Below are 23,924 nucleotides of genomic sequence, written 5' to 3'. Positions count from 1 at the left end.
AGTGAAAATTAGTGCAATTTGTGGCAATATTTTACTCTCACAAAAATTTTAATCTTTTTAATCATTTTAATCTGTGGCTATATTTTTTATTCAATGAATATACTTTAAAAATTTACAGCTGTTGTTCATGACAAACAACAGCTGTAAAAATAGAGAGAATAGAACTGATAATTTATTACCAGAACTTAACATAAAGCGCAGCAATAATCAATAATGTAATAACGATTAAGACTGTTGTCTGCGGTTTTACTTTAAACATTTCAGAATCAATTTCAAATGCTTTAGGGTTTACTTTTGGACCAGCAAAACTTATAAGAATCATTGCAATCATTGTGAATAAGAATGATAATCCCATACAAATGTGGAACGGAATTTCGAAAGCTCCTTTTCCATTATTATAAGCCGTGTATAAAAGTGTGTCGTTTCCAAATAAAGCAGGAGCGTATTCGTTGAATAAAACAGATAATAAAAATCCTAAGATTACACCCACGATTGCTGCTGTTCCTGTAGTTCTTTTCCAGAACATACCTAAGAAGAACATCGCAAAAACTCCAGGGCTAATGAATCCTGTGTATTTTTGGATGTATGTAAATCCGCCAACTCCTCCGATTCCTAAAACGTCATTCCATGTAAATAAAACTGCTAAAAGCATGGCAACAAAAACGGCAAGTCTACCAATGTTTACCTGTTGCTTTTCACCAGCATCTTTTTGAATGTATTTTTTATGAACGTCTAATGTATAGATTGTAGAAATACTGTTTACTTTTCCTGCTAAAGATGCTACGATTGCAGCAGTAAGAGCCGCAACAGAAAGACCTTTTAATCCAGTTGGAAGGAACGTTAATATAGCAGAATATGCCTCATCTTTTACTCCTCCCTCTAATTGAGGTAAATGTCCGCTTGTGTATAAAACGTAAGCAGCAATACCAGGTAACATCACGATAAGTGGCATTAATAATTTCAACATACCAGCAAATAAAATACCTGTACGAGCCGTTTGTAAATCTGCTCCAAGTGCTCTTTGTGTAATGTATTGGTTACATCCCCAGTAGTTTAAGTTGATAATCCAGATACCAGCAGCATAAGATAATAATCCTGGGAAAGTTAAATATTTATCAATTTCAAGCTGGGAAGACGTCGCAGTTGGTTTCGGAATAATCATTTTGAAATGTTCTGGAGCCTGCTGCATTAAAACTTTGAAACCGGCAATTGCGTTTTGGCCAACACCAAAAGCTTCTGCAACTGTTGTTAAGGCAATATAAGAAGTTACCAAACCTCCGATAATTAATACAGCTACCTGAATAACGTCTGTATAAGCTACAACCTTCATTCCTCCAAGAGAAATAAACAAAGCAAAAATAGCCAATCCAAGCATGATTACGTGAAGATATTCTCCGCCAGCAAGTTTGTTAATGGCAACCGCTCCTAAGTATAAAATAGAAGTAAGATTTACAAAAACATATAAAAACAGCCAGAATACTGCCATGATAAGCGCAGTAGATTCGTTGTAACGTGTTTTTAAGAATTGTGGCATCGTGTAAATCTTGTTTTTAAGATAAACAGGAATAAACCATACAGCCACGATAATAAGGGCAACAGCAGCAAGCCATTCGTAAGCAGCAACAGCGATTCCTAAGAAGAAACCTTCACCACTCATTCCGATGAATTGCTCTGCAGAGATATTAGAAGCAATAAGAGAAGCTCCAATTGCCCACCAAGTTAAATTTCCTTCAGCCAAAAAATAAGCTTTAGCATCATGTTCGTCCTGTTTACGTTTGCGGTAAACGGTGTAACCGTAGACAGAAACTACGATAAAATAAATAATAAAAACCGCATAGTCTGCGAAAGCGAGGTTTTGGTTCATTGTTAGTAGTATTTTAAATAATTATTATAGGGTTGTTTGTTTATTTGGTTTTAAATCAGTTTTTATGTTGTTAAATCTTGTTAAAAATGCAAGATGTGTTTTATTTCTGTTATTTTTTTGCGAAAATAAAAGCAGGAGCCAAATGTAAAACAAAAAATTAGAAATCAACTATTAGTAAATGTGTTTTTTACATTTATTTACTAAGAATTGTGTTAAATTTTTAGTTTTTGTTTTAGAGTAACATTAGCCCATTAAGCTTTTACCAGACTTTTATAATGTACATCTGAAAGCTGTCTTAAAATTTCGGCACTTTTTTCAGGTGTAATGTCTCTTTGTGATTCGCCCAGCATTTCGTATCCAACCATAAACTTTTTTACAGTTGCCGATCTTAGCAACGGCGGATAAAAATGCATGTGGAAATGCCATTCTGGATGCAGTAAACCATCTGTTGGCGATTGGTGAATTCCTGAAGAGTATGGAAATGAAGTATTGAATAAATTGTCGTACTTCGTAGTTAATTGTTTTAAGATTTTCGCGAAAGCAGTGCTTTCTTCAGCAGTAAAATTAGTGATTTTGTTTACGGCTCTTTTGCTTACAATCATTGTTTCGTACGGCCAGATTGCCCAGAACGGAACCAGCGCAACAAAATGATCATTTTCAATTACAATACGTTCGCCAGCTTTCAATTCAGCTTTTACATAATCTTCCAATAATGTTCTGTCGTTTTTATCGTAATATGATTTTAAGCTATTTTGCGTTTTTTCAACCTGAGTCGGCAATGAAGACTGCGCCCAAATTTGCCCGTGCGGGTGCGGATTACTACAGCCCATTACGCTTCCTTTGTTTTCAAAAATCTGAACGTGATTGATGTATTTGATGTTTCCTAAGTCGGTATATTCTTTCTGCCAAGTTTTGATGATGTTTTCAATATCTGCAATTTCCATTTCTGGAAGAGTAAGATCGTGCCTTGGCGAAAAGCAAACTACTCTCGAAATTCCTTGTTCTGGTTTTGCCTTAAAAAAAGTATGTTTAATATCATCTTCAAAAATGATTTCATCCTGTTTCATTGCCGCAAAATCATTTTCGAAAACAAAACTGCTTTCATATTGAGGATTATTCACTCCGTTGGCACGAACATTTCCTGGACACAAATAACAAGTTGGGTCGTATTTTGGAAGTTCTTCTGTAGAAATGGTTTCATTCTGTCCCTGCCAAGGGCGTTTTGCACGATGAGGTGAAACTAAAACCCATTCGTTAATTAATGGATTGAAGCGTCTGTGCGGATCTTCGTTAATGTCAAAATTTTTCATTGTACTGTGTTGTGGTTTTTAAAGTAGCGTTGTTCCGTTTGAGATTTTTACATCATAGAATTTTAATTCAATTCCAAATGTATCTAAATAAAGCTTCGAAAACTTACGCTTAACCTCATTTTCATGCCCTTTTTTAACTAAATTGATGGTACAGCCGCCAAAACCACCTCCCATAAGTCGAGAACCAATAATGGCATCATCTTCTTTTGCGGTATCAACAAGCATGTCTAATTCTTCGCAGCTTACTTCATATTCTTGCGATAATCCGTAATGAGTTTCAAAAAGTAATTCTCCTAAAAGTTCAATATTTCCTTGATCTAAAGCTTCGCAAGCTTTTATAACACGATTGATTTCTTTGACAACAAAATGAACTCTGGCAAAAACTTTTTCAGTCATTTTATCTTTAAGGCTCAAAACCTGTTCTTCTGTAGCGTTTCTAAAAGTTTTTACTTCTGGAAAATGGCTTTTTATGATGGATAATCCTTCTTCGCATTCAATTCTTCTTGTATTGTATTCTGATGTAAAAAGCGAATGTTTTACATTAGAATCAAATAAAATCAGAGAATAATCTTTGAAATCGGCATTGTGATATTCAAATTCTAAAGTATTGCAGTCTAATTGAATTACTTTATTTTCTAGACCGTGAACACTAGAAAACTGATCCATAATGCCGCAGTTAATACCAACCCAATGTTCTGCTTTTTGTCCTAATAATGAAATGTCTTTTTTCTCAATTTTTAAATCGAAAAGAGATTTGATTCCGAAAAGCATTCCGCATTCTAAAGCCGCAGAAGAAGACAATCCAGAACCAACCGGAATATTACTGCTGAAAACACAGTTAAAACCATCAAACGAAAATCCGTTGTCTTGCAATTGTTTGATTACACCTCGAATATAATTCGTCCAAACGACATCACTCAGTTTTACTTCGTGAGTCAAATCGATTTCAAATTCTTCGTTTAAATCAATAGCAATTACTTTAGAAGTTTTAGTGTTGTTTTTTGCAAAAGCAAAGCAAATCACTTTGTCAATTGCCGCAGGTAAAACATAACCGTCATTGTAGTCAATATGTTCTCCGATAATGTTAATTCTACCTGGAGAAAGTACCGTTTTTTGAGGAGAAGAACCAAAAGATTTCTCAAAAAAAGCAACGGTATTTTGTATTAAAATATCATTCATTATAGTGGTGTAATTGTAGTATTGTATAAATAGTTAGTTTAAAGTTTCAAATTTGTAAAGCGTTTTTTGAGAATATTCTTCTCCTTTTTTTAGAACAGCATTTGGAAAATGTTCGTGATTTGGCGCATCTGGAAAATTCTGTGTTTCAAAACAAATTCCGCTTTGAGCGTTGTAATCAACATTTCCTTTCCCTTTTAATTTTCCGCAACTTCCGCCCACATATATATGTACACTTGGCTGATCGGTATAAACATTCATTCTCAGTTTGTTTTTTAAACTGATTAATTGCGCTACGATTTCAGTTTTAGAATTTACCACAAAAGAATTGTCAATTGGAAACGGACAGTTTTTAGGAGTTCTAAAATCAAAATCATGATTCGTCAAATCGGTGTAATTTCCTGTTGGAATATTATCTGGATTTGTTTCCAGCATTTTAGCCGATTTGATAAACATCTGCTGTTCTAAAACATTTCCATCATGTCCGTCAAGGTTAAAATAACTGTGATGCGTCAGGTTGATAACTGTATCTTCAGTTGAAGTTGCCTTATATTCTAATTTTAATTCATTTTCTTCAGTCAAAGTATAGGTTAAATAAACAGTCATTTCGCCAGGAAAATTTTCGTCTAAATGTGCGCTCATAAGCCCAAAAGTAATTGACGGATTTTCTCCAGTTTTTGCATCAGTTATACTCCAAGTTTTTCTTCCAAATCCCATTTCTCCGCCATGAAGTGTATTGCCGTTATTGTTTCCGCCAAGCTGAAATTTTGTGCCATTAAGACTGAAAGAGGCATTGTGAATGCGTCCAGCATAACGTCCAACGGTAGTTCCAAAATAGGGAGCACTTGGTAAATTATATGATTCTAAATACGATTCTAAATTATCAAACCCTAATACAACATCTGTTAATTTTCCGTCCACCGGAATTTGTATAGAAGTTACAGTTGCTCCATAATTGATAATTTGAACTTTCATTCCGTTTTTGTTAACCAGATCAAAAGAATAAATTTCTTCCTTATTGGGCATTAAACCAAACAATTTGCAATTGTGAATATCTTTTAAATGCGATATGTGTTTTATTTCCATGTAATTTTTGCCAAAAATGAAATCCAAAAGTAAAAATATTTTCTATATTTGCATACCAGTACCTACCAGTTTTTAATCATTATAGTCAAAATGACTTTATCATGAACATGATTTCAATTCAAAATAATATTGGTCTGCCAAAATATAAGCAGATTATTCTTTCAATCGAAAAGGCGATTGAAGAAGGGAATTTAATTAAAGGAGACAGGCTTCCATCTGTAAATAAAGTCTGTTTGGCTTTTTCTTTATCTCGAGATACAGTCTTATTGGCCTATGATGAATTGAAGAAAAGAGGAATTATTTATGCTATTCCTGGCAAAGGCTATTATGTGAAAAGTGTTGAAATCACTATCACTCAGAAGATTTTTCTGCTTTTTGACGAATTGAATATTTTCAAAGAAGATATTTATAATTCGTTTTTAAAAAACATCGGAAAAAATGTTCAGGTCGATATTTTCTTTCATCATTTTAATGTTCAGGTTTTCAAAAAACTCATAAATGATAGTAATGGAAATTATACTAGGTATATTATTATGCCAACAAACTTAAGCGATGTTACGGACTCGATAAAAACCCTACCAGTAAGCGATGTAATTATATTGGATCAGACTAATTCTGAGTTAAAAATGTTCCCAGCGATTTACCAAAACCATCAAAAAGATATTTATGAAGGCTTAATGAAAGGCAAGTCCCGATTGTCAAAATACAAGAAACTGATTTTAATTTTCCCTGGTTTTAGGGAGCCTCCAGGAATGAAATTAGGATTTGAATCGTTTTGCCAAGCCTATAGTTTTGATTATGAGATTATTTCAGATTTCAGCAATCAATCTATTGCTTTTGGAGACTTGTATATTATTCCTCATGACCGTGACCTGCTTTTGGTGATAGAAAATGCGATGAGCAGAAATTTAAAATTAGGAGAAGATTTCGGAATAATATCATACAATGAAACGCCATTGAAGAAAATTGCAGCAAACGGAATTACGACAATTTCGACCAATTTTGAATTAATGGGAAAAATTCTAGCCGATATGGTTCTGCAAGGAATAAAAGAGCAGATTGAAAACAAATCTGCTCTTATATTGAGGAATTCTTTATAATAGGATAAAATTACAAATTGAGTGCAAAGTTGTTCTGCAGTTTTTCTTCGTATTTCTCCTTATTAAAGGTATATAAGTAAGAACCTTTTCTAGAGGACTGCATGTCTTTTTCGTCTAATTTATTTAGAATTTCAAGAGAGTTTATTTTGCTAATAAAATTTCTTTTGTCCAATTCTTTGCTCAAAATAGCTTCATATAATTCTAAAAGCTGACGCATGGTGAATTTTTCAGGAAGCAATTCAAAACCAATTGGTTTTACCGAAGTTTTGTAACGAAGTCTCTTGATAGCATTTTGAACCATTTCGTTGTGGTCAAAAATCAAGTTTGGCGCATCGTTAATCGGGAACCATTCAGCGTGGTAGTTTTTTATCAATTCAGCGTTGTGGTTTTCGATATTTATCAAAGCAAAATAAGAAACCGAAATGGTTCTTTCTACAGGGTCACGATCGATTTCGCTGTAAGCATGCAACTGCTCCATATAAATATCGTTCAAACCTGTATACGTATTTAATATTCTAGTTGCGGCAGCGTCTAAAACTTCATCACGTTTTAGAAATCCTCCGATCAAGGACCATTTTCCTTTTTCAGGTTCAAAATCTCTTTGAATCAAAAGGATTTTCAGACCATCATTGTCAAATCCGAAAATGATGCAGTCTACCGCCAGTAAAACTTTATCAGCAGAACTATAACTGTTTAGCATATATAATTAATTTGGATGGGTAAATATATAAACTTCCTAAAACGTATCATAAATTATTAATGTCAATTTTACACTTAATATTGAACTGTAATAAAAAAGAATTCTAACAATCAATTTTAATAAGATCGCAATAAAGGAGTTTTTCGGTATTTCGTCCTCAGTTTTATATCAAAATTACAAAGTCAAAGGTAGAAACATTTTTAAAAGAGAATTAATCTAGGGATTATTATTTCGTGTTTAAGAATTAAAATTTTTCAAATTTTGTTACGAATACCACTGTTAAAAGGTTTTTTGTCGATTTTTTTTGGTTTTTACGTTTTCATAATCTAAAGAAATCTTGTTTTCTATTGATTTTTAAGGTCTAATTGCGAAATCCATTTTTTGCAACCAGTTGTTTTAATGTTTTTATTTTTTATCTGGCTTTTTTTTATTTAAATTTACAAATGTTAAACAAACACTTATAATAAAACCACAATGTAGAAAAAAGGAGATATCTAATTTTCTAAAAACCAAAAATCTAAAAACCATGAAAAAGTTACTACTGATATTTTTTACAGTGCTCTGCATTCAAAACATATCTGCACAGAAAGAATCCATAATCATTTCAGTGAAAAATGATGCTTCAGCACCGACGATAAATAGAAATATTTACGGTCATTTTGCAGAACATCTTGGACGTTGTATTTACGGCGGATTTTTTGTTGGAGATACTTCTAAAATTCCAAATACCAACGGAGTTCGAAATGATATTGTAAAAGCATTAAAAGATTTAAAGATCCCAAATTTAAGATGGCCAGGCGGATGTTTTGCTGATACATACCATTGGAAAGACGGAATTGGTCCGAAAGAACAGCGTCCAACAATTGTAAACCAATGGTGGGGAGGAGTAACAGAAGACAATAGTTTTGGAACGCACGATTTTTTAAATATGTGCGAATTGCTAGGGGCAGAACCTTATTTGTCTGGAAATGTTGGAAGCGGAACCGTTCAGGAGTTGGCAGACTGGGTGCAGTACACCAATTTTGGAGGTAAAAGCCCTATGAGTGACCTGCGAAAGAAAAACGGAAGAACTGAGCCATGGAAAGTAAAATACTGGGGAATTGGTAATGAAGCTTGGGGCTGCGGAGGAAATATGACGGCAGACTATTATGCAAACGAATATAAAAAGTTTGCCACTTTTATGTCTGATTGGGGAAATACAGGTGGAATTACAAGAATTGCTTCTGGAGCAAACAGTTCTGATTACAACTGGACTGAAGTTTTAATGAAAAACATTCCGTTAAATATGCTTAGCGGTGTTGGTGTTCATCATTATGCTGTAATCAATTGGGACAAAAAAGGTGCTGATGTTGATTTTACCGAAAAAGAGTATTTCTTAACCATGCAGTCTGCTTTAAAAATGGAAGAATTAGTGACAAAACATGCTGCTGTTATGGATAAATATGATCCGGAGAAAAAAGTGGCTATGATTGTAGACGAATGGGGCGGTTGGTATGAAGTTCAGAAAGGAACAAATCCAGGATTTTTATATCAGCAGAATACAATGAGAGATGCGGTTTTGGCTGGAGCAACTTTAAATATTTTCAATAACCACGCAGATCGTGTTCGTATGGCAAATTTAGCACAATGTGTTAATGTGCTTCAGGCTGTAATCTTAACCGATAAAGCAAAAATGATTACGACGCCGACTTATCATGTCATGAAAATGTACAGCGTGCATCAGGATGCAAAATTATTGCCAATAGATTTTAAATCACCTACATATGTTTTTGAAGATCAGAGTATTCCATCAGTATCGGCTTCTGCTTCAAAAGATCAGAACGGTTCTGTTCACATTTCGTTGGTAAATATTGATCCAGTAAATAAAAACAAAATAGAAATTGATATAAAAGATCTTGGTGTGAAAGGTTTTTCAGGAAGCATAATTACTGCTTCAAAACTTCAGGATTATAACTCTTTCGAAAATCCAAACAAAATTGTTCCTGTTGCTTTTAAAGGTTTTGAAAACAAAAAAGGAAAGTTAGAAATAACATTACCTCCTTACTCCGTGTTGGTTTTAGAAGGGAAATAATAGAAAAAAACTTAAAATCCGTTCTACAAAAGAGCGGATTTTATAGCTTAAGCAAGCAAAATGCAATTTTTAAAATAAATAATTTTTGTTTTAGAATGAAATAATCGCAATATTATAAATGTGTTATTAACATTTATTTTTTAATTAAGGGCTAAAATGCTGTTTTAATGCATTTTTAGTAAAAATTAATTATGCAATTTTAGTTAAGTGTTTTTTATACACTTATAAAATATTTATCTCTATATTTGTCAATATTTTAAAATAAAATACGAATGAAAAATTATGTAATAGGATTGGACTACGGAACAGATTCTGTTCGCGCGGTGCTAATTGATACTGAGAATGGACAGGAGCTGGCATCGAATGTTTCTCATTACAAAAGATGGAAAAACAAGCAATATTGTGACGCTTCTATAAACCAATTTCGCCAGCATCCTTTGGATCATATCGAGGGATTAGAAATTACAATTCAAAATGTAGTTAAAGAAAGTAAAGTGGATCCGTCATTAGTTCGCGGAATCTGTATTGATACAACAGGATCTTCTCCAGTTCCGGTTACAAAAGATGGAACGCCATTAGCATTGACAAAAGGTTTTGAAGAAAATCCAAATGCCATGATGGTTTTATGGAAAGATCATACGTCTATAAATGAAGCAAACGAAATTAACGAACTGGCAGTAAGCTGGGGCGGAGAAGATGTTACGAAATATGTGGGAGGAATTTATTCTTCTGAATGGTTTTGGGCAAAAATTCTTCATATCGCAAGACAAGACGAAGCGGTTAGAAATGTAGCACACACTTGGATGGAGCACTGCGATTTAATGACGTATTTGTTAATTGAAGATAAAGATTTAAAAACATTCAAAAGAAGCCGTTGCGCTGCGGGACACAAAGCGATGTGGCATACAGACTGGAATGGATTACCGCCAGTTGAATTCTTAGAAAAACTGCATCCATATTTAGCGCAACTTCGCGGTAATTTATATGATGAAACTTATACATCAGATTTAGTTGCCGGAAATTTAAGCCAAGAATGGGCAGATCGTTTAGGACTTTCTACAGATACTGTTGTGGCTGTTGGAACTTTCGACGCGCATTCTGGAGCTGTTGGTGCTAAAATCGAAGAGAATACTTTGGTTCGCGTTATGGGAACTTCAACTTGTGATATTCTAGTTGGTTCTTATGATGAAGTGGGAACAAAAACCGTTCGCGGAATCTGCGGACAAGTTGATGGATCTGTGATTCCAGGATTTATTGGTTTGGAAGCAGGACAATCAGCTTTTGGCGATTTATTGGCTTGGTACAAAGAATTATTAATGTGGCCGACAGAACATTTATTAGGAACTTCGTCTCTTTTAAATGATGTTCAAAAAGAACAATTAAGAGAAGAATTCAGCGATAAATTAATTGTAGAATTGACTAAAGAAGCAGAAAAAATTCCAGTTTCAGAAAGTCTCCCAATTGCTTTAGACTGGATTAACGGAAGAAGAACGCCAGATGCCAATCAAGAATTAAAAAGCGCAATTTCAAATTTATCATTAGGAACAAAAGCGCCTCATATTTTTAAAGCTTTAGTAAACGCAATCTGTTTTGGAGCAAAGAAAATTGTAGACCGTTTTGAAGAAGAAGGTGTAAAAATCGACAGCGTAATCGGAATTGGTGGTGTTGCCCGTAAATCTCCTTTTATCATGCAGACTTTGGCTAATGTTTTAAACAAGCCAATTAAAATTGCAGCTTCAGACCAGACTCCAGCTTTAGGAGCAGCAATTTACGCAGCGGTTGCAGCAGGAATTTATCCAAACGTAATCGAAGCAAGCCAGAAAATCGGAAGCGATTTTGATGGTGAATATTTCCCTCAGACAGACCAAGTAGAAGCGTATCATAAACTTCTTTTAGGTTATGAAAAACTAAGCGCTTTTGCAGATCCAAACCTTAAAATATCGCAACATGAGCTCTCTTTATAAAGATTTAAAACAAGAATGTTACGACGCCAATATGCAGTTAAATGCATTGAATTTGGTTGTCTATACTTTTGGAAATGTAAGTGCCGTAGACAGGGAAAAAGGTGTTTTTGCCATTAAACCAAGCGGGGTTCCTTACGAAGATTTAAAACCGGAAGATATGGTAATTGTCGATTTTGATAATAACGTTATTGAAGGAACGATGCGTCCGTCATCTGACACAAAAACGCATGCTTATTTATACAAAAATTGGCCAAATATTGGTGGCGTTGCACATACACACGCAACGTATTCAGTTGCTTGGGCACAATCTCAGCAGGATATTCCGATTTTCGGAACAACGCATGCCGATCATTTAACAGCTGATATTCCGTGCGCACCGCCAATGGCAGATTCGCTTATCGAAGGAAACTACGAGCACAATACCGGAATTCAGATTCTGGATTGCTTCAAAGAAAAAAATCTTTCATACGAAGAAGTAGAAATGATTTTGATAGGAAATCACGGTCCGTTTGCGTGGGGGAAAAATGCTGCGAAAGCGGTTTACAACAGTAAAGTTCTAGAAGTTGTGGCAGAAATGGCGTACCTGACTTTACAAATCAACCCAAACGCACCAAGATTAAAAGATTCGTTAATAAAGAAACATTATAACCGCAAACACGGAAAAGATTCGTATTACGGACAGTAAGGATTTTGTTTCAGGTTTTCTTTGTTTCAAGTTTCAAGTTGTTGGAACGTGAAACCTGAAACTTGAAACAAACAAAAACAAAACAATAAAATAACAATTCAAGCTTTTCAGATTCCAACAACCTGAAACCTGAAACTTGAAACAAAATAAACAAAACAATGATAGATATATCTCAAAAAGAAGTATGGTTTGTAGTAGGAAGCCAGGAATTATACGGTGAAGAAACGCTTAGAAAAGTAGCAGAACATTCACAGATTATTGCAAAAGGATTAGATGCTTCATCTTCAATTCCAGTAAAAGTGGTTTACAAAGATGTTGTGAAATCACCATCACAAATCTTAGAGGTTTGTTTGGCAGCAAACTCTGCTAAAAACTGTATCGGAATTATTGCTTGGATGCATACTTTCTCTCCAGCAAAAATGTGGATCGGCGGATTAAATATCCTTAAAAAACCATTATGTCATTTGCATACACAATATAACGCTGAAATTCCGTGGGGATCTATCGACATGGATTTTATGAATTTAAACCAATCGGCTCACGGAGATCGTGAATTTGGTTTCATCATGTCTAGATTACGCAAAAAACGTAAAGTTGTAGTCGGACATTGGGAAGATCAAAGAGTTCAAAAACAATTAGGAATCTGGTCAAGAGTTGTGCTTGGTTGGGATGAACTTCAAAACCTAAAAGTAGCTCGTATTGGAGATAATATGCGTGAAGTTGCCGTTACCGAAGGTGATAAAGTTGAGGCACAAATTCGTTTCGGAATGTCTGTAAATGGATATGATTCTTCAGACGTTACAAAGCATATCGAGAAAGTAACAGATAAGCAATTGGCTGATTTATTGGCAGTTTATGAGTCTTCTTATAACTTAACCGATTCTTTAAAAGAAGGCGGAGCACAAAGAAGTTCATTAGTTGAAGCAGCAAAAATCGAATTAGGATTAAGAGCTTTCCTTGAAGAAGGAGGATTTGGCGCTTTCACAGATACATTTGAAAATCTTGGAGTTTGGAAACAATTACCAGGAATCGCAACACAAAGATTAATGGCCGATGGTTATGGTTTTGGTGGAGAAGGAGACTGGAAAACCGCTGCAATGGTGAGAGCTTTAAAAGTAATGTGTATTGGTCTTGAAGGCGGAACTTCTTTCATGGAAGATTACACTTATCATTTCACGCCTCAAAAATCATATGTTTTAGGATCTCACATGTTGGAAATCTGTCCATCTATTGCTGACGGAAAACCTTCTTGCGAAGTGCATCCATTAGGAATTGGTGGAAAAGAAGATCCAGCTCGTTTGGTATTTAATTCGCCTGCAGGTGACGCAATCAATGTTTCTTTGGTTGATATGGGAACTCGTTTCCGTTTAATTGTGAACGAAGTGGAAGCTGTAAAACCAATGGCAGAATTACCGAAATTACCAGTTGCACGTGTTCTTTGGGATTGTAAACCAAATTTAGAAGTTGCAGCGACAGCTTGGATTTTAGCTGGTGGAGCGCATCATACAGTTTACAGTCAATCTATTACAACAGAATATATGGAAGATTTTGCCGATATCGCTGGAATTGAGCTGTTAGTTATTGACGAAAAAACAACAGTAAGAGATTTTAAAGATAAAATTAATGCTAACGAAGCATATTATCATTTGTTTCAGCACGGCCTATAAAGCAGTAAAATGTAATTTGTAAGTTATAAAATGTGAAAAAACTTAAAAAGGTAATTTTTACATTTTTAAAATGATTAAATTTCACGTCTAACATTTTACATCTAACATTTAACTTTTTACAAACCAAAAACTATCATTTATGAATGTATTAAAACGTTCCCTTTTCATACTAAGCATGCTCGGTATTGCTATAGTTACAGTTCAATGCAAAAGCGATAAAAAAATGGATAATACTACAGTTTCTTCAGATAAAAAAGCACAAGTTACAATCGAAAAATCGGAATACGGAACTACTGTCAAAGGCGAAAAAGTTGAAAGCTATAAACTGAAAAACCAAAATGGGATGGAAGTTGACATCATCACTTTTGGAGGAAGAATTACAGATTTGAAAGTGCCAAATAAAGCTGGTGTTTCAGAAAATGTGGTAATCGGATTTAGTTCTTTGGCGCAATACGAAAAAGAAAATCCATTTTTTGGCGCTTTAATCGGAAGATTTGGAAACCGTATTGCTAAAGGCAAATTTACTCTAGACGGAAAAGAATATCAATTGGCAATCAACAATGCGCCAAATGCTTTACACGGCGGCCCGCAAGGATTTTTTAACGTAGTTTGGAAAGCAGATGAGGTTAAATCTGGTGAAACAGCTTCTTTAAAATTATCTTACTTAAGTAAAGATATGGAAGAAGGTTACCCGGGAAACTTGAAAGTTTTTGTGACTTATACATTGACAAAAGATAATCAGTTAGAGGTTTTGTATGAAGCTACAACAGACAAAAAAACGGTTGTTAACTTGACACAACATACATATTTCAATTTATCTGGAGATTTTAGCAAAACCATTTTAGATCACGAATTGACTTTAAATGCAGACAAATTAGTTCCAGTTGATGCAGATTTGATTCCGACAGGAAAATTAGAAGATGTTGCCAATACACCTTTCGATTTCAGAACTCCAAAATTAATTGGAAAAGACATCAATACAAAAAATGACCAATTAGAAAAAGGAAAAGGTTACGATCACTGCTGGGTGTTGAACAATTCTGAAAAAGGAAAAACAATCATTGCAAAAGTATACCACGCAGCAAGTGGAAGAGTTATGGAAATGACAACAGACGAACCTGGAATTCAGTTCTATTCTGGAAACTTCCTTGATGGAACTTTGCCAATGCCAAACGGAGGAACTTTTGCACATAGAACAGGACTTTGTTTAGAAACAGAACATTATCCGGATTCTCCAAACCAGAAAAATTTTCCAACAACGGTTTTAAACCCGGGAGAAAATTATAAAACTAAAACTACTTTTAAATTCTCAGTTAAAAAATAGTTTTAGAATCTGTTAATTAGTTTAGTAATTCTCTAAATACCTCGAAAGTTTATTGCTTTCGAGGTATTTTGTTTAAAAGATTATTTAGTTTTTAAAGAAATATTTTTCCGACCAAATTTATATCATTTGATTCTTATATTTGAACTTAAATTATCAAACCTAAATTTTAAAAGAAAGGCCCAAGACTACTTAATAATGAGAATGACAATCTTCCAAAAAAATAAATTTAACACAGCAATTTCGTTTTTGTGTTTTCTGTTTTTTCAATACACAAATGCGCAAATAACATTGACCAATAATGTGGGCACAACACTTGTTAAGACTGATATGTATTCTTGCCAAGATGATGAAAGCTGGTCAAGAGTATTTAAGTTATCAGACTTTGGTATAAAACCAAATGAACAATTTATTATTAAATCAGGACAGATTGGAATTGCTAAATCAGATGCTGGTGCAAATTTGTCTTTTTCGGTTTACATTGTTGACGACAGATTTCCGGATCTTTTTAAAACCTATTTTTCAAAACCATTACTTGGATCTCGGGGTCTTAAACCAACAAAAGATATTCATGGTAATCCAGAAATAATGCAAATAGATTTTGATGAGCCAATTATTGTTCCCGCTGGAGTTGAAAGAATTTTGGTAACCGTGGGTAAGGGAAAAGATTATACTAATTATACATCAGCAGAAGTTTTTGTAGCAGGTACAGTGCAAGATAATGGAGATTCTTGGTATTTAGGTTGTGATAAAACGCTTCCTTTTTCTCGTACCACTGATTTGACTATTCCTGTTCCAAATGCAAATTTTTATATCAATGTTACAGGTGAAGTGTTTGATACAAAGAGTTTAGGGCCAATCACCAGATTATCACATAACCTGAATGAAGAATTAATAGATACTGGCATACATTCGTGTACAGCGTCATATATTTATTGGGCAAGAGCTTTTACATTAAAAGACTTTGGTATATCAAACAATGAAGAATTTATAATTAACTCAGGGCAGGTTGGAATTAATAAAACCGGTTGGTTGCCCGAAATTAGTTTTAATATCTATGAGATAGACGATAATTTTCCTTGTTCTTTTTCTGAAAAAAAATTAATAGGAAGCAGCCAATACCATCAACTTAGACCCAGTATCGACGAGAATTCTCAAATTGTTCAGGTAGATTTTGATAGACCCATCAAAATTCCAGCTGGTGTAAAAAAAATTTTGGTAGAAGTTCATAAAGGAATTGTTTACGGAGACGGAGTTGCTTTTATAGCGGGTACAACACAAAGTAATGATGTGTCATGGCAACGAGGGTGTACGGCTCTAGCTGGATATCCTGATCTTGGAAATGGGTATGTTTCAACTGCTGATTTTGGAAAACCACAAGCTAATTTTTATATCAACGTAACAGGAAATGTAAACCAAGTTAGGAATAATGCTTTTGAAATGAACGTTTCGAATATTTGTTCTGAATTTTTGAAGGAATTTAGCGTTAGCGATCAGACGAAAATTGCTTCAATTGCATGGAATTTTGGGGATCCAAGTTCAGGAGCAACAAATACTTCTACAGATTTATCCCCTTTTCATGATTTTTCAATAGATGGCATTTATACTGTTACTGCAGTAGTTACTGCGAAAGATGGGAACATAGAAACATTAAAAGAAACAATTGATGTAAAAGAGCCACCAAAAGCATATGGAATTAATAATATTTATGCTTGTGAAGATAATTTAAACACAGGATTTTCGACTTCTTTTGATACTTCAACAGTTACTCAGCAGGTCTTAGGAGGACAAACAGAAAAAAAAGTTACTTTCACAGATAGTAAAGGAAACAAATATGAGACTTTGCCAAACCCGTTTACAAATACGGTTAAAGACCGAGAAACGATAACAGTTAGAGTAAGTCATGAAGATAATCTTTGTTGTTATTCTGAAACAACTTTTGACTTAATTGTAAATACATGGCCAAATATATCTCCTATAACTGATTTAAATGCATGTGATAATGATACAGATGGGTTTGCTCAATTTAATTTAAAACCAATAGAAGATATAATTATAGGTACTTCAACCCATTTAAAAGTTGAATTTTATCATCAAAACGGTCAGAAAATAGTAGATCCGATAAATGCAATTACGAATTTGATTTCCAAAGAGGAAATAATAAAAGTAAGAGTCATTAATACCAATACAAATTGTTATAATGAATCAGCTTTTAAATTAATCGTAAATCCGTTACCTGGGGCAAATCCGTTGCCAGAACTGCTAGGATGTGATGATAATAATGATGGAATTTCAGAGTATTTTGACACTTCAAATGTCGAATCTATTGTTGTAGGAAATCAGCAAGGAATGAAAGTTTCTTATTTTGACGCAATGGGAAATCAATTGGTTGGTTTGTCTAATCCATTTAAAAATTCAATTAAAAATAAAGAAACAATAACAGTTAGAGTAACAAATAGTTTGACCAATTGCTACGCAGAAACTACGCTGGTCTTAAAAACAGTTTCACAGCCTCAAATCAACAAACCTTCAAATAAATATGCCTGTGACGAAGGAAATGGTTTTGCAACTTTTGACATGTCTAATATAGAAACCGAGATTATAGGAAATCAATCTGGACTTAAGGTGATGTATTTTGATGATAACGGAAACCAATTGTCAAATCCGTTTCCTGCTTTATTTCGAAATACTCAGCCAAAATCGCAGACCATAAAAGTAAAAGTAGAAGACCAAACAAACGGCCTTTGCAATTCTGAAACAAGTTTTGATTTATTAGTCAATGAATTACCGATAGTAAAGGTTGAAAAAACATATTTTCTTTGCAATTTAGAAGCGTCATTGCATGTAAAAGTTGAGAACAATTTGGATAATTACAGCTGGAAATTTGAAGATGGTAATGTTGTTTCAAATACCAGTGAAGCAGATTTAGCAAACTCAGGAAAATACACATTAGTAGTTGGAAAAACTCAAAATGGTGTTTATTGTGAAAATAAATTTGAATTCGAATTAATAAGATCTACACTTCCTTCTATTAAAGGAGTAAGATATAAAGAATTGTCAGATAATAATTTTATTGAAATTATTCCAACAATTGAGGGGAATTTTGAATATTCTATTGATGGTATAAATTATCAGGACAGTAATTATTTTTCGGATGTTCAGGGCGGAATCTATATGATTTATATGAGGGATAAAGAAGGCTGTGGTCAAGATTCAAAAGAAGTCACAATAATTGATTATCCTAAATTTTTCACTCCTAATAGTGATGGTCATAATGATCTCTGGCAGATCTCGAGTATGAAGAAATATCCGAATTCGAAAATTTCCATATTTGACAGATATGGCAGATTGTTAAAAGAGCTTTTTGTAAATGATTTAGGCTGGGACGGATTTTATAATGGAACAGAAATGCCTTCTGATGATTACTGGTTCAAAGCTAATTTTAATGATAAAACTGTTTTCTCAGGGCATTTTTCATTAAAAAGATAACGGGTTAAATAGTTGAAAGTTAATTGAATAATTAAATTTATTAAAAACATAATTAAGTTAGGTTAAAGCAAAGTTCTAAAGGAGCATTTAAAATGATTTTAAAACAAAAGCTAGTTTATGCAAATCTTTCTTACATTTGAGAAATAACTATCCTAAAAAAAACTTACTTATGAAGAAACCAGTCAAATTGCTAATGGCCGTATTAGCTTATTCTGTATGTGTAATAGCAAACGCTCAGGTTCAAATGAATTTTAAATTCGACACACCTTATGGTAAAAACTCTGCTGTTGGAAAATTTGCCGAACTCAATGGCGCTAAAATCTACTATGAAGAATATGGAAAAGGAGAACCTTTGTTATTGATTCACGGAAACGGGGGAAATATTGAATCAATGGGAAATCAAATTGATTATTTTAAAAGTAAATACAGGGTTATTGCTGTCGATAGTAGAGGGCAAGGCAAATCGGAGTTGAAAACGGATTCTCTTACCTATGTGCAAATTACAAAAGATATGGAAGGACTGGTTAATCACTTAAAATTAGATTCGATAAGTGTTATTGGCTGGAGTGACGGAGGAATTGTTGGGCTGCAAATGGGGATTTCAGGGAAGTCAAAAATAAAGAAAATTGTAACCATGGGTGCCAATTTAAGGCCAGATTCTACGGCTGTTAACTCGTACGCGATAAAAGACATTCAGGGTATGAGAAAAATGGTTATTTCGAAAATTAAAGAAAAAGACACGAGCGAAAATTGGAATCTGTTAAAACAACTTTCAGGACTTTTAGTAGATCAACCTAATATACCAACTAAAGATTTATCGAAAATTAAAGCAAAAGTGCTTGTAGTAGCTGGAGATAGAGACATAATCAGAAACGAACATACAGTCGAAATTTTTGAAAATTTATCTAAAGCACAGCTTTGTATTTTGCCTGGCGAAACGCATTTTGCGCCAGCTTCAAATCCAGAAGTATTTAATGCAGTTGCCAATAAGTTTTTATCAGAGCCGTTTAAAAGACCAGATTCAGATTTGGCTAAAGCGGGTCAATAAAATTTAATCAACAGAATTATTTAGCCACTAATTTCAACTTCATTTAAATTAGTGGCTAAAAAACAAAAATAAATGACTTTCAAACAATTGTTTTTGAATCTCGCAAAGTCGCGAGGGCGCCAAGTAAATAAAACTTTGCGACTCCGTGACTTTGCGAGATTCATTCAATTACAGCTTAAAATCTTAACTTAGCGAAATGAAACATTTATTTAAAGCGCAACTAAATTGGACTTCAAAACAAAATGAAGATTCTTCCAAAAGATTCTACAGCAAAAGCCATCAAATTAAAATTGAAGGAAAATCAGTTTTAAATGTTTCGGCAGCAAAAGCTTTCAAAGGTGATCCATCATTATATAATCCCGAAGATTTATTGTTAAGCAGTTTAGTTTCCTGCCACATGATGTCATATTTATATGTCTGCTCGCAAAACGGAATAGAAGTTCTAGAATATTCAGATAACGCTGAAGCAACTTTAGAAGTAAATCTAGATGGAAGCGGGTGCTTTGTTGAAGCAAGATTGTATCCTAAAGTAAAAATTTCAAATTCGGATAAAATAGAATTGGCTTTAGAATTACATCAAAAAGCAAATCAACTGTGTTTTATTGCTAATTCATGTAATTTTCCTGTTTTGCATGAGGCGAGTTGTGAGGTGATTTAAGGTTTTTTTTAAGATTTAAATAATTTAAAAATTGAATTGAAAATTCAAGAATAATTGTTTCTTTGCGATTCTTAACTATTCTAAGAATTGAAAGATAATATCTACTTATTAGGTTTGATTGTTTTTCAATAGAAAATATAAAAATATCCTTAAATGAGTAATCTTAATCCGTTATTTGCCGTTATTATTTTTGTTATTGCCTATTTTACAGCTTATATAATTAATTTAAAATATAAAGTAACCTACAACACATCTTCAAGATATGAATCTGTTGACGGATTAAGAGGTTTTTTAGCGATCAGTGTCTTTATTGCTCACAGTAGCACTTGGTACCAATATATTCAAGAGGGCAAATGGATGTCTAGATCATATTTATATTCTCAGTTAGGTTCTGCAAGTGTTGCTTTCTTTTTCATGATTTCAAGTTTTTTGTTCATTTCAAAGCTTTTAAATTCAGTAGAAAAAGACTTTAACTGGAAATCTTTTTTTATATCAAGAGTTTTCAGATTGGCCCCAATGTATTATTTTTCAGTTGGTTTAATTTTACTTTTTGTAATGATTATAACCGACTGGAAATTAAAATCAGGAATGTTTGAGTTTTTTCATGAAATGTTTTTGTGGGGAACTTTTACAGTTATAAGAGACACAGCTATTAATGGTTTTGCGCTAACTTATTTGATTAATGCGGGTGTCGTATGGTCTCTTCCTTTTGAGTGGTTATTTTATTTTAATTTACCACTAATTTCGCTTTTTATTTTAAAAATAAAACCTTCTGTTTTTTATATATTGTTAAGTCTTTTTTTTATTTGTGGCTACTTTTACATAAGAGGAATTAATATTCAGCATATGCTTTCTTTTGTTGGCGGAGCTCTAGGGGCAATAGTTTTGAAATACAAACTATTAAAAAATGCTGAAAATGTTGTTTACAGTGTTTTGATTTTAGTTTGTCTTGTCTTGATAGGGCAGTTTGAAAAATCTACAAACATGCCTTGTAAAATATTAATTACGATTATTTTTTTATTAATATCATCTGGGAATACAATATTTGGAATTTTAAAGAGTCCTATATTGAAGTTGCTAGGAGAGATTTCTTACAGTACCTACTTGCTTCATGGAATAGTTCTTTTTACAGTTTTTTATTTTGGAATTGGTTTAGAAAAGGCTAAAATGTTTACAGGCTCAAAATATTGCATGATTATATTTTTGACAACACCAATTGTTGTTATTGTCAGTTTTGTAGGATATAAATTTATTGAAAAGCCTTTTATGGAAATCTCAAAAAAGTATTTTTAATAAAAAAAGCTGAGTTGTCCTGAAAAAGGTTGACTCTATTAGTAATATGAAATTAATTAAATCGGAACAGAATTACTTTTGTTCCGATTTATTTTTTTCCATCTTTTAAGTTTGATTTGATTTTGTAAATGTGCTTGATTTGGAGTCAGCATATTTATTGATAAATGCACTCTTATTTGATTATAAAATAAAACAGATTCTAGAACTTGCTTTTTTAGGTTCTCAAAATCTTCAAAGATTTCAGATGATCCAAATTCTTTTACAACCTGTTTTTTGAATGCCTCACTGTAAGCATACTCGGGTACAGCTTTTGAATTCTTCTCTTGTTAGTAACATAATTAACTTAATTATAGTCAACTTTTTTCAGGACGACAAGCATAAAAAAAACCTCTTCCGTTAAGAAGAGGTTTTATGTACCCGGAGCCGGAGTCGAACCGGCACGGTTTCCCACAGGTGTTTGAGACCAGCGCGTCTACCAATTCCGCCATCCGGGCGTAGCAGACGAAAAAATAAATAATAAATCAATTATTTTAACGCAATAGAATGAAGTCATAAATGGCGCCATTCCTTTAACACGGTGCAAATGTAAAAAATAATTTTAAACGAACTACTAAAAATACTTAAATTTTTGCTTTCAGTGTTCAATAAATTTTATAAATTTGCACCTCGTTAAAACGAAGCACACACAACTAACTACATTCGAGACATTTATGCGCATTCCTCTTTATTTAAAAAATAAAGTCGAATAGTGTGAAAGTAGCGGAATAAAACAACAAATTACAATGTCGCACCTAGAACCAGAAGCTAAAATTTTTGCTTGTTCACAAAGTGTTTATCTTGCAGAAAAAATTGCAAAAGATTACGGAATTCCGTTAGGAAAAGTAACGATGTCAACGTATAGTGACGGAGAATTTCAGCCGTCTTACGAAGAATCAATAAGAGGTTTACGCGTTTTTATCGTGTGTTCAACTTTTCCAAGTGCAGATAATCTGATGGAATTGTTGTTAATGATTGATGCAGCAAAACGCGCGTCAGCAAGACATATTACAGCTGTTATGCCTTATTTTGGTTGGGCAAGACAAGATAGAAAAGACAAACCAAGAGTTCCAATTGGAGCCAAGTTAGTAGCGAATTTACTAACAGCTGCAGGAGCAACAAGAATCATGACTATGGATTTGCATGCAGATCAGATTCAAGGATTCTTTGAAAAACCAGTAGATCATTTATTTGCATCTACAATCTTTTTACCATACGTAGAAAGTTTAAAATTAGAAAATCTAACAATTGCATCTCCAGACATGGGAGGTTCAAAAAGAGCATATGCTTACTCTAAGTTTTTAGAATCAGATGTAGTAATCTGTTACAAACAAAGAAAAGCAGCCAACGTTATTGACACTATGGAGCTTATTGGTGAAGTAAAAGGACGTAACGTAATCTTAGTAGACGACATGATCGATACAGGAGGAACTTTAGCGAAAGCGGCAGACCTAATGATCGAAAAAGGAGCGCTAAGTGTAAGAGCAATTTGTACGCACGCTATTTTATCTGGTGGAGCATACGAGAAAATTGAAAACTCAAAACTAACTGAGTTGATCGTAACCGATTCTATTCCGTTAAAGAGAGAATCAAAGAAAATAAAAGTGGTAAGCTGTGCACCTCTATTTGCTGAGGTAATGCAAATGGTTCACCACAACAATTCCATCAGTGGAAAATTTATAATGTAAAAGCAATAAGCTTTAGGCTATAAGCCGTAAGCTATTCGCAATTACAAAAAAGCTTAAAGCCTAGTGCTTAAAGCCTATAGCAAAATAGAATATTTATATTAATAACTATATTTTTTTACAATGAAATCGATTACAATTAAAGGATCAGAAAGAGAAAGCGTGGGCAAAGTGTCAACTAAAGCCTTACGTAATGCTGGAGCGGTTCCTTGCGTGTTATACGGAGGAAATCAAGCAGTACACTTCTCAGCAGACGCTGCAGCGTTCAAAAACTTGGTTTACACTCCAAATGCACACACAGTTGTGATTGAGCTTGGAAAAGGAAAATCATTCAATGCAATTTTGCAAGATATCCAAGTTCACCCAGTAACTGACAAAATTTTACACATTGACTTCTTCCAATTATTTGATGATAAAGAAATCACAATGGAAGTTCCTGTGAAAATCGTTGGTACATCTAAAGGTGTTCTTGCGGGAGGTGTTTTGCGTTTAAACCAACGTAAATTAAAAGTTAAAGCTTTACCAGCAAATCTTCCTGATTTCGTTGAAGCTGACATCACTCCACTTGAAATGGGTAACAAATTATACGTTACTAAAGTTGGAAAACCAGAGTACAAAATTATGCACCCAGACAACACTGTTGTTTGTCAAGTGAGAATCTCTCGTGCTGCTATGAAAGCTGCTCAAGAGGCTGCAAAAGCTGCAAAAGCTCCTGCAAAAGGAAAGAAAAAATAATTTTTTCAAACTATACAAAAAGCCTCAATCTTACGA

The 23,924-nt window shown here is 33.6% G+C and carries 17 protein-coding genes, 1 tRNA gene and 1 pseudogene; 12 read left to right on the top strand and 7 right to left on the bottom strand.

Features of this window, described 5'->3' with window-relative positions; genetic code table 11:
- Window positions 1-175: 175 nt before the first annotated feature.
- From ABXT06_RS01775 to ABXT06_RS01760, 4 genes are all read right to left on the bottom strand, one after another.
- A complete protein-coding gene (locus ABXT06_RS01775) occupies window positions 176-1,864 on the bottom strand; it encodes a sodium/sugar symporter (RefSeq protein WP_354589199.1) in 1,689 nt (562 codons plus the stop codon).
- A gap of 251 nt (window positions 1,865-2,115) precedes the next feature.
- The gene (locus ABXT06_RS01770; protein ID WP_354589198.1) at window positions 2,116-3,174 is read right to left on the bottom strand and encodes a UDP-glucose--hexose-1-phosphate uridylyltransferase; all 1,059 of its coding nucleotides are present in this window, start codon (window positions 3,172-3,174) and stop codon (window positions 2,116-2,118) included.
- Between the two features lie 18 nt (window positions 3,175-3,192).
- Window positions 3,193-4,353 (bottom strand): galactokinase, encoded by a 1,161-nt coding sequence (gene galK / locus ABXT06_RS01765; protein WP_354589197.1) that lies wholly within the window; start codon window positions 4,351-4,353, stop codon window positions 3,193-3,195.
- 33 nt (window positions 4,354-4,386) lie between these two features.
- A complete protein-coding gene (locus ABXT06_RS01760) occupies window positions 4,387-5,436 on the bottom strand; it encodes an aldose epimerase family protein (protein ID WP_354589196.1) in 1,050 nt (349 codons plus the stop codon).
- Between the two features lie 101 nt (window positions 5,437-5,537).
- Between ABXT06_RS01760 and ABXT06_RS01755 the strand changes: the two genes are divergently transcribed.
- Window positions 5,538-6,536 carry a GntR family transcriptional regulator gene (locus tag ABXT06_RS01755; protein WP_354589195.1) on the top strand — a complete coding sequence of 333 codons (999 nt, stop codon included), beginning with the start codon at window positions 5,538-5,540 and terminating at the stop codon, window positions 6,534-6,536.
- Between the two features lie 10 nt (window positions 6,537-6,546).
- Here ABXT06_RS01755 and ABXT06_RS01750 read toward each other — a convergent pair whose 3' ends face one another.
- A complete protein-coding gene (locus tag ABXT06_RS01750) occupies window positions 6,547-7,236 on the bottom strand; it encodes an NUDIX hydrolase (RefSeq protein ID WP_177211433.1) in 690 nt (229 codons plus the stop codon).
- Window positions 7,237-7,762: 526 nt separating this feature from the next.
- On the opposite strand from ABXT06_RS01750, the gene ABXT06_RS01745 reads away from it, so the two are divergent.
- The 9 genes from ABXT06_RS01745 to ABXT06_RS01705 all read left to right on the top strand — a co-directional run bounded on the left by ABXT06_RS01745 (window position 7,763) and on the right by ABXT06_RS01705 (window position 21,432).
- Complete coding sequence (locus ABXT06_RS01745; protein ID WP_354589194.1) at window positions 7,763-9,307, top strand: alpha-N-arabinofuranosidase; 1,545 nt, start codon at window positions 7,763-7,765, stop codon at window positions 9,305-9,307.
- Between the two features lie 272 nt (window positions 9,308-9,579).
- Window positions 9,580-11,271 (top strand): ribulokinase, encoded by a 1,692-nt coding sequence (locus ABXT06_RS01740; protein WP_354589193.1) that lies wholly within the window; start codon window positions 9,580-9,582, stop codon window positions 11,269-11,271.
- Window positions 11,255-11,956 carry an L-ribulose-5-phosphate 4-epimerase gene (locus ABXT06_RS01735; protein ID WP_354589192.1) on the top strand — a complete coding sequence of 234 codons (702 nt, stop codon included), beginning with the start codon at window positions 11,255-11,257 and terminating at the stop codon, window positions 11,954-11,956. The genes ABXT06_RS01740 and ABXT06_RS01735 overlap by 17 nt, the downstream gene beginning before the upstream one ends.
- A gap of 158 nt (window positions 11,957-12,114) precedes the next feature.
- Window positions 12,115-13,623 carry an L-arabinose isomerase gene (gene araA, locus ABXT06_RS01730; protein ID WP_354589191.1) on the top strand — a complete coding sequence of 503 codons (1,509 nt, stop codon included), beginning with the start codon at window positions 12,115-12,117 and terminating at the stop codon, window positions 13,621-13,623.
- Window positions 13,624-13,762: 139 nt separating this feature from the next.
- A complete protein-coding gene (locus tag ABXT06_RS01725) occupies window positions 13,763-14,947 on the top strand; it encodes an aldose epimerase family protein (RefSeq protein WP_354589190.1) in 1,185 nt (394 codons plus the stop codon).
- 300 nt (window positions 14,948-15,247) lie between these two features.
- Window positions 15,248-18,433 carry an FIDD domain-containing protein gene (locus tag ABXT06_RS01720; RefSeq protein WP_354589189.1) on the top strand — a complete coding sequence of 1,062 codons (3,186 nt, stop codon included), beginning with the start codon at window positions 15,248-15,250 and terminating at the stop codon, window positions 18,431-18,433.
- 169 nt (window positions 18,434-18,602) lie between these two features.
- Window positions 18,603-19,481 carry an alpha/beta fold hydrolase gene (locus tag ABXT06_RS01715; RefSeq protein ID WP_354589188.1) on the top strand — a complete coding sequence of 293 codons (879 nt, stop codon included), beginning with the start codon at window positions 18,603-18,605 and terminating at the stop codon, window positions 19,479-19,481.
- Window positions 19,482-19,677: 196 nt separating this feature from the next.
- Complete coding sequence (locus ABXT06_RS01710; RefSeq protein WP_354589187.1) at window positions 19,678-20,139, top strand: OsmC family protein; 462 nt, start codon at window positions 19,678-19,680, stop codon at window positions 20,137-20,139.
- 153 nt (window positions 20,140-20,292) lie between these two features.
- The gene (locus ABXT06_RS01705) at window positions 20,293-21,432 is read left to right on the top strand and encodes an acyltransferase family protein (protein ID WP_354589186.1); all 1,140 of its coding nucleotides are present in this window, start codon (window positions 20,293-20,295) and stop codon (window positions 21,430-21,432) included.
- Window positions 21,433-21,488: 56 nt separating this feature from the next.
- Here the strand turns inward: ABXT06_RS01705 and ABXT06_RS01700 are convergent.
- Both ABXT06_RS01700 and ABXT06_RS01695 read right to left on the bottom strand, forming a co-directional pair.
- Window positions 21,489-21,698, bottom strand: a pseudogene (locus tag ABXT06_RS01700) (IS3 family transposase); the annotation flags it as partial.
- Window positions 21,699-21,846: 148 nt separating this feature from the next.
- A tRNA-Leu gene (locus tag ABXT06_RS01695) sits at window positions 21,847-21,926 on the bottom strand.
- Window positions 21,927-22,214: 288 nt separating this feature from the next.
- Between ABXT06_RS01695 and ABXT06_RS01690 the strand changes: the two genes are divergently transcribed.
- Both ABXT06_RS01690 and ABXT06_RS01685 read left to right on the top strand, forming a co-directional pair.
- Window positions 22,215-23,156, top strand: coding sequence for a ribose-phosphate pyrophosphokinase (locus tag ABXT06_RS01690; protein ID WP_111368496.1), 942 nt, complete (start codon window positions 22,215-22,217; stop codon window positions 23,154-23,156).
- A gap of 120 nt (window positions 23,157-23,276) precedes the next feature.
- Complete coding sequence (locus ABXT06_RS01685) at window positions 23,277-23,888, top strand: 50S ribosomal protein L25/general stress protein Ctc (RefSeq protein WP_026727205.1); 612 nt, start codon at window positions 23,277-23,279, stop codon at window positions 23,886-23,888.
- Window positions 23,889-23,924 lie beyond the last annotated feature (36 nt).

The sequence above is a fragment of the Flavobacterium sp. UW10123 genome, assembly GCF_040538975.1.
Taxonomy (GTDB): Bacteria; Bacteroidota; Bacteroidia; order Flavobacteriales; family Flavobacteriaceae; genus Flavobacterium.
This window is presented reverse-complemented; position numbering and strand designations above follow the sequence as displayed.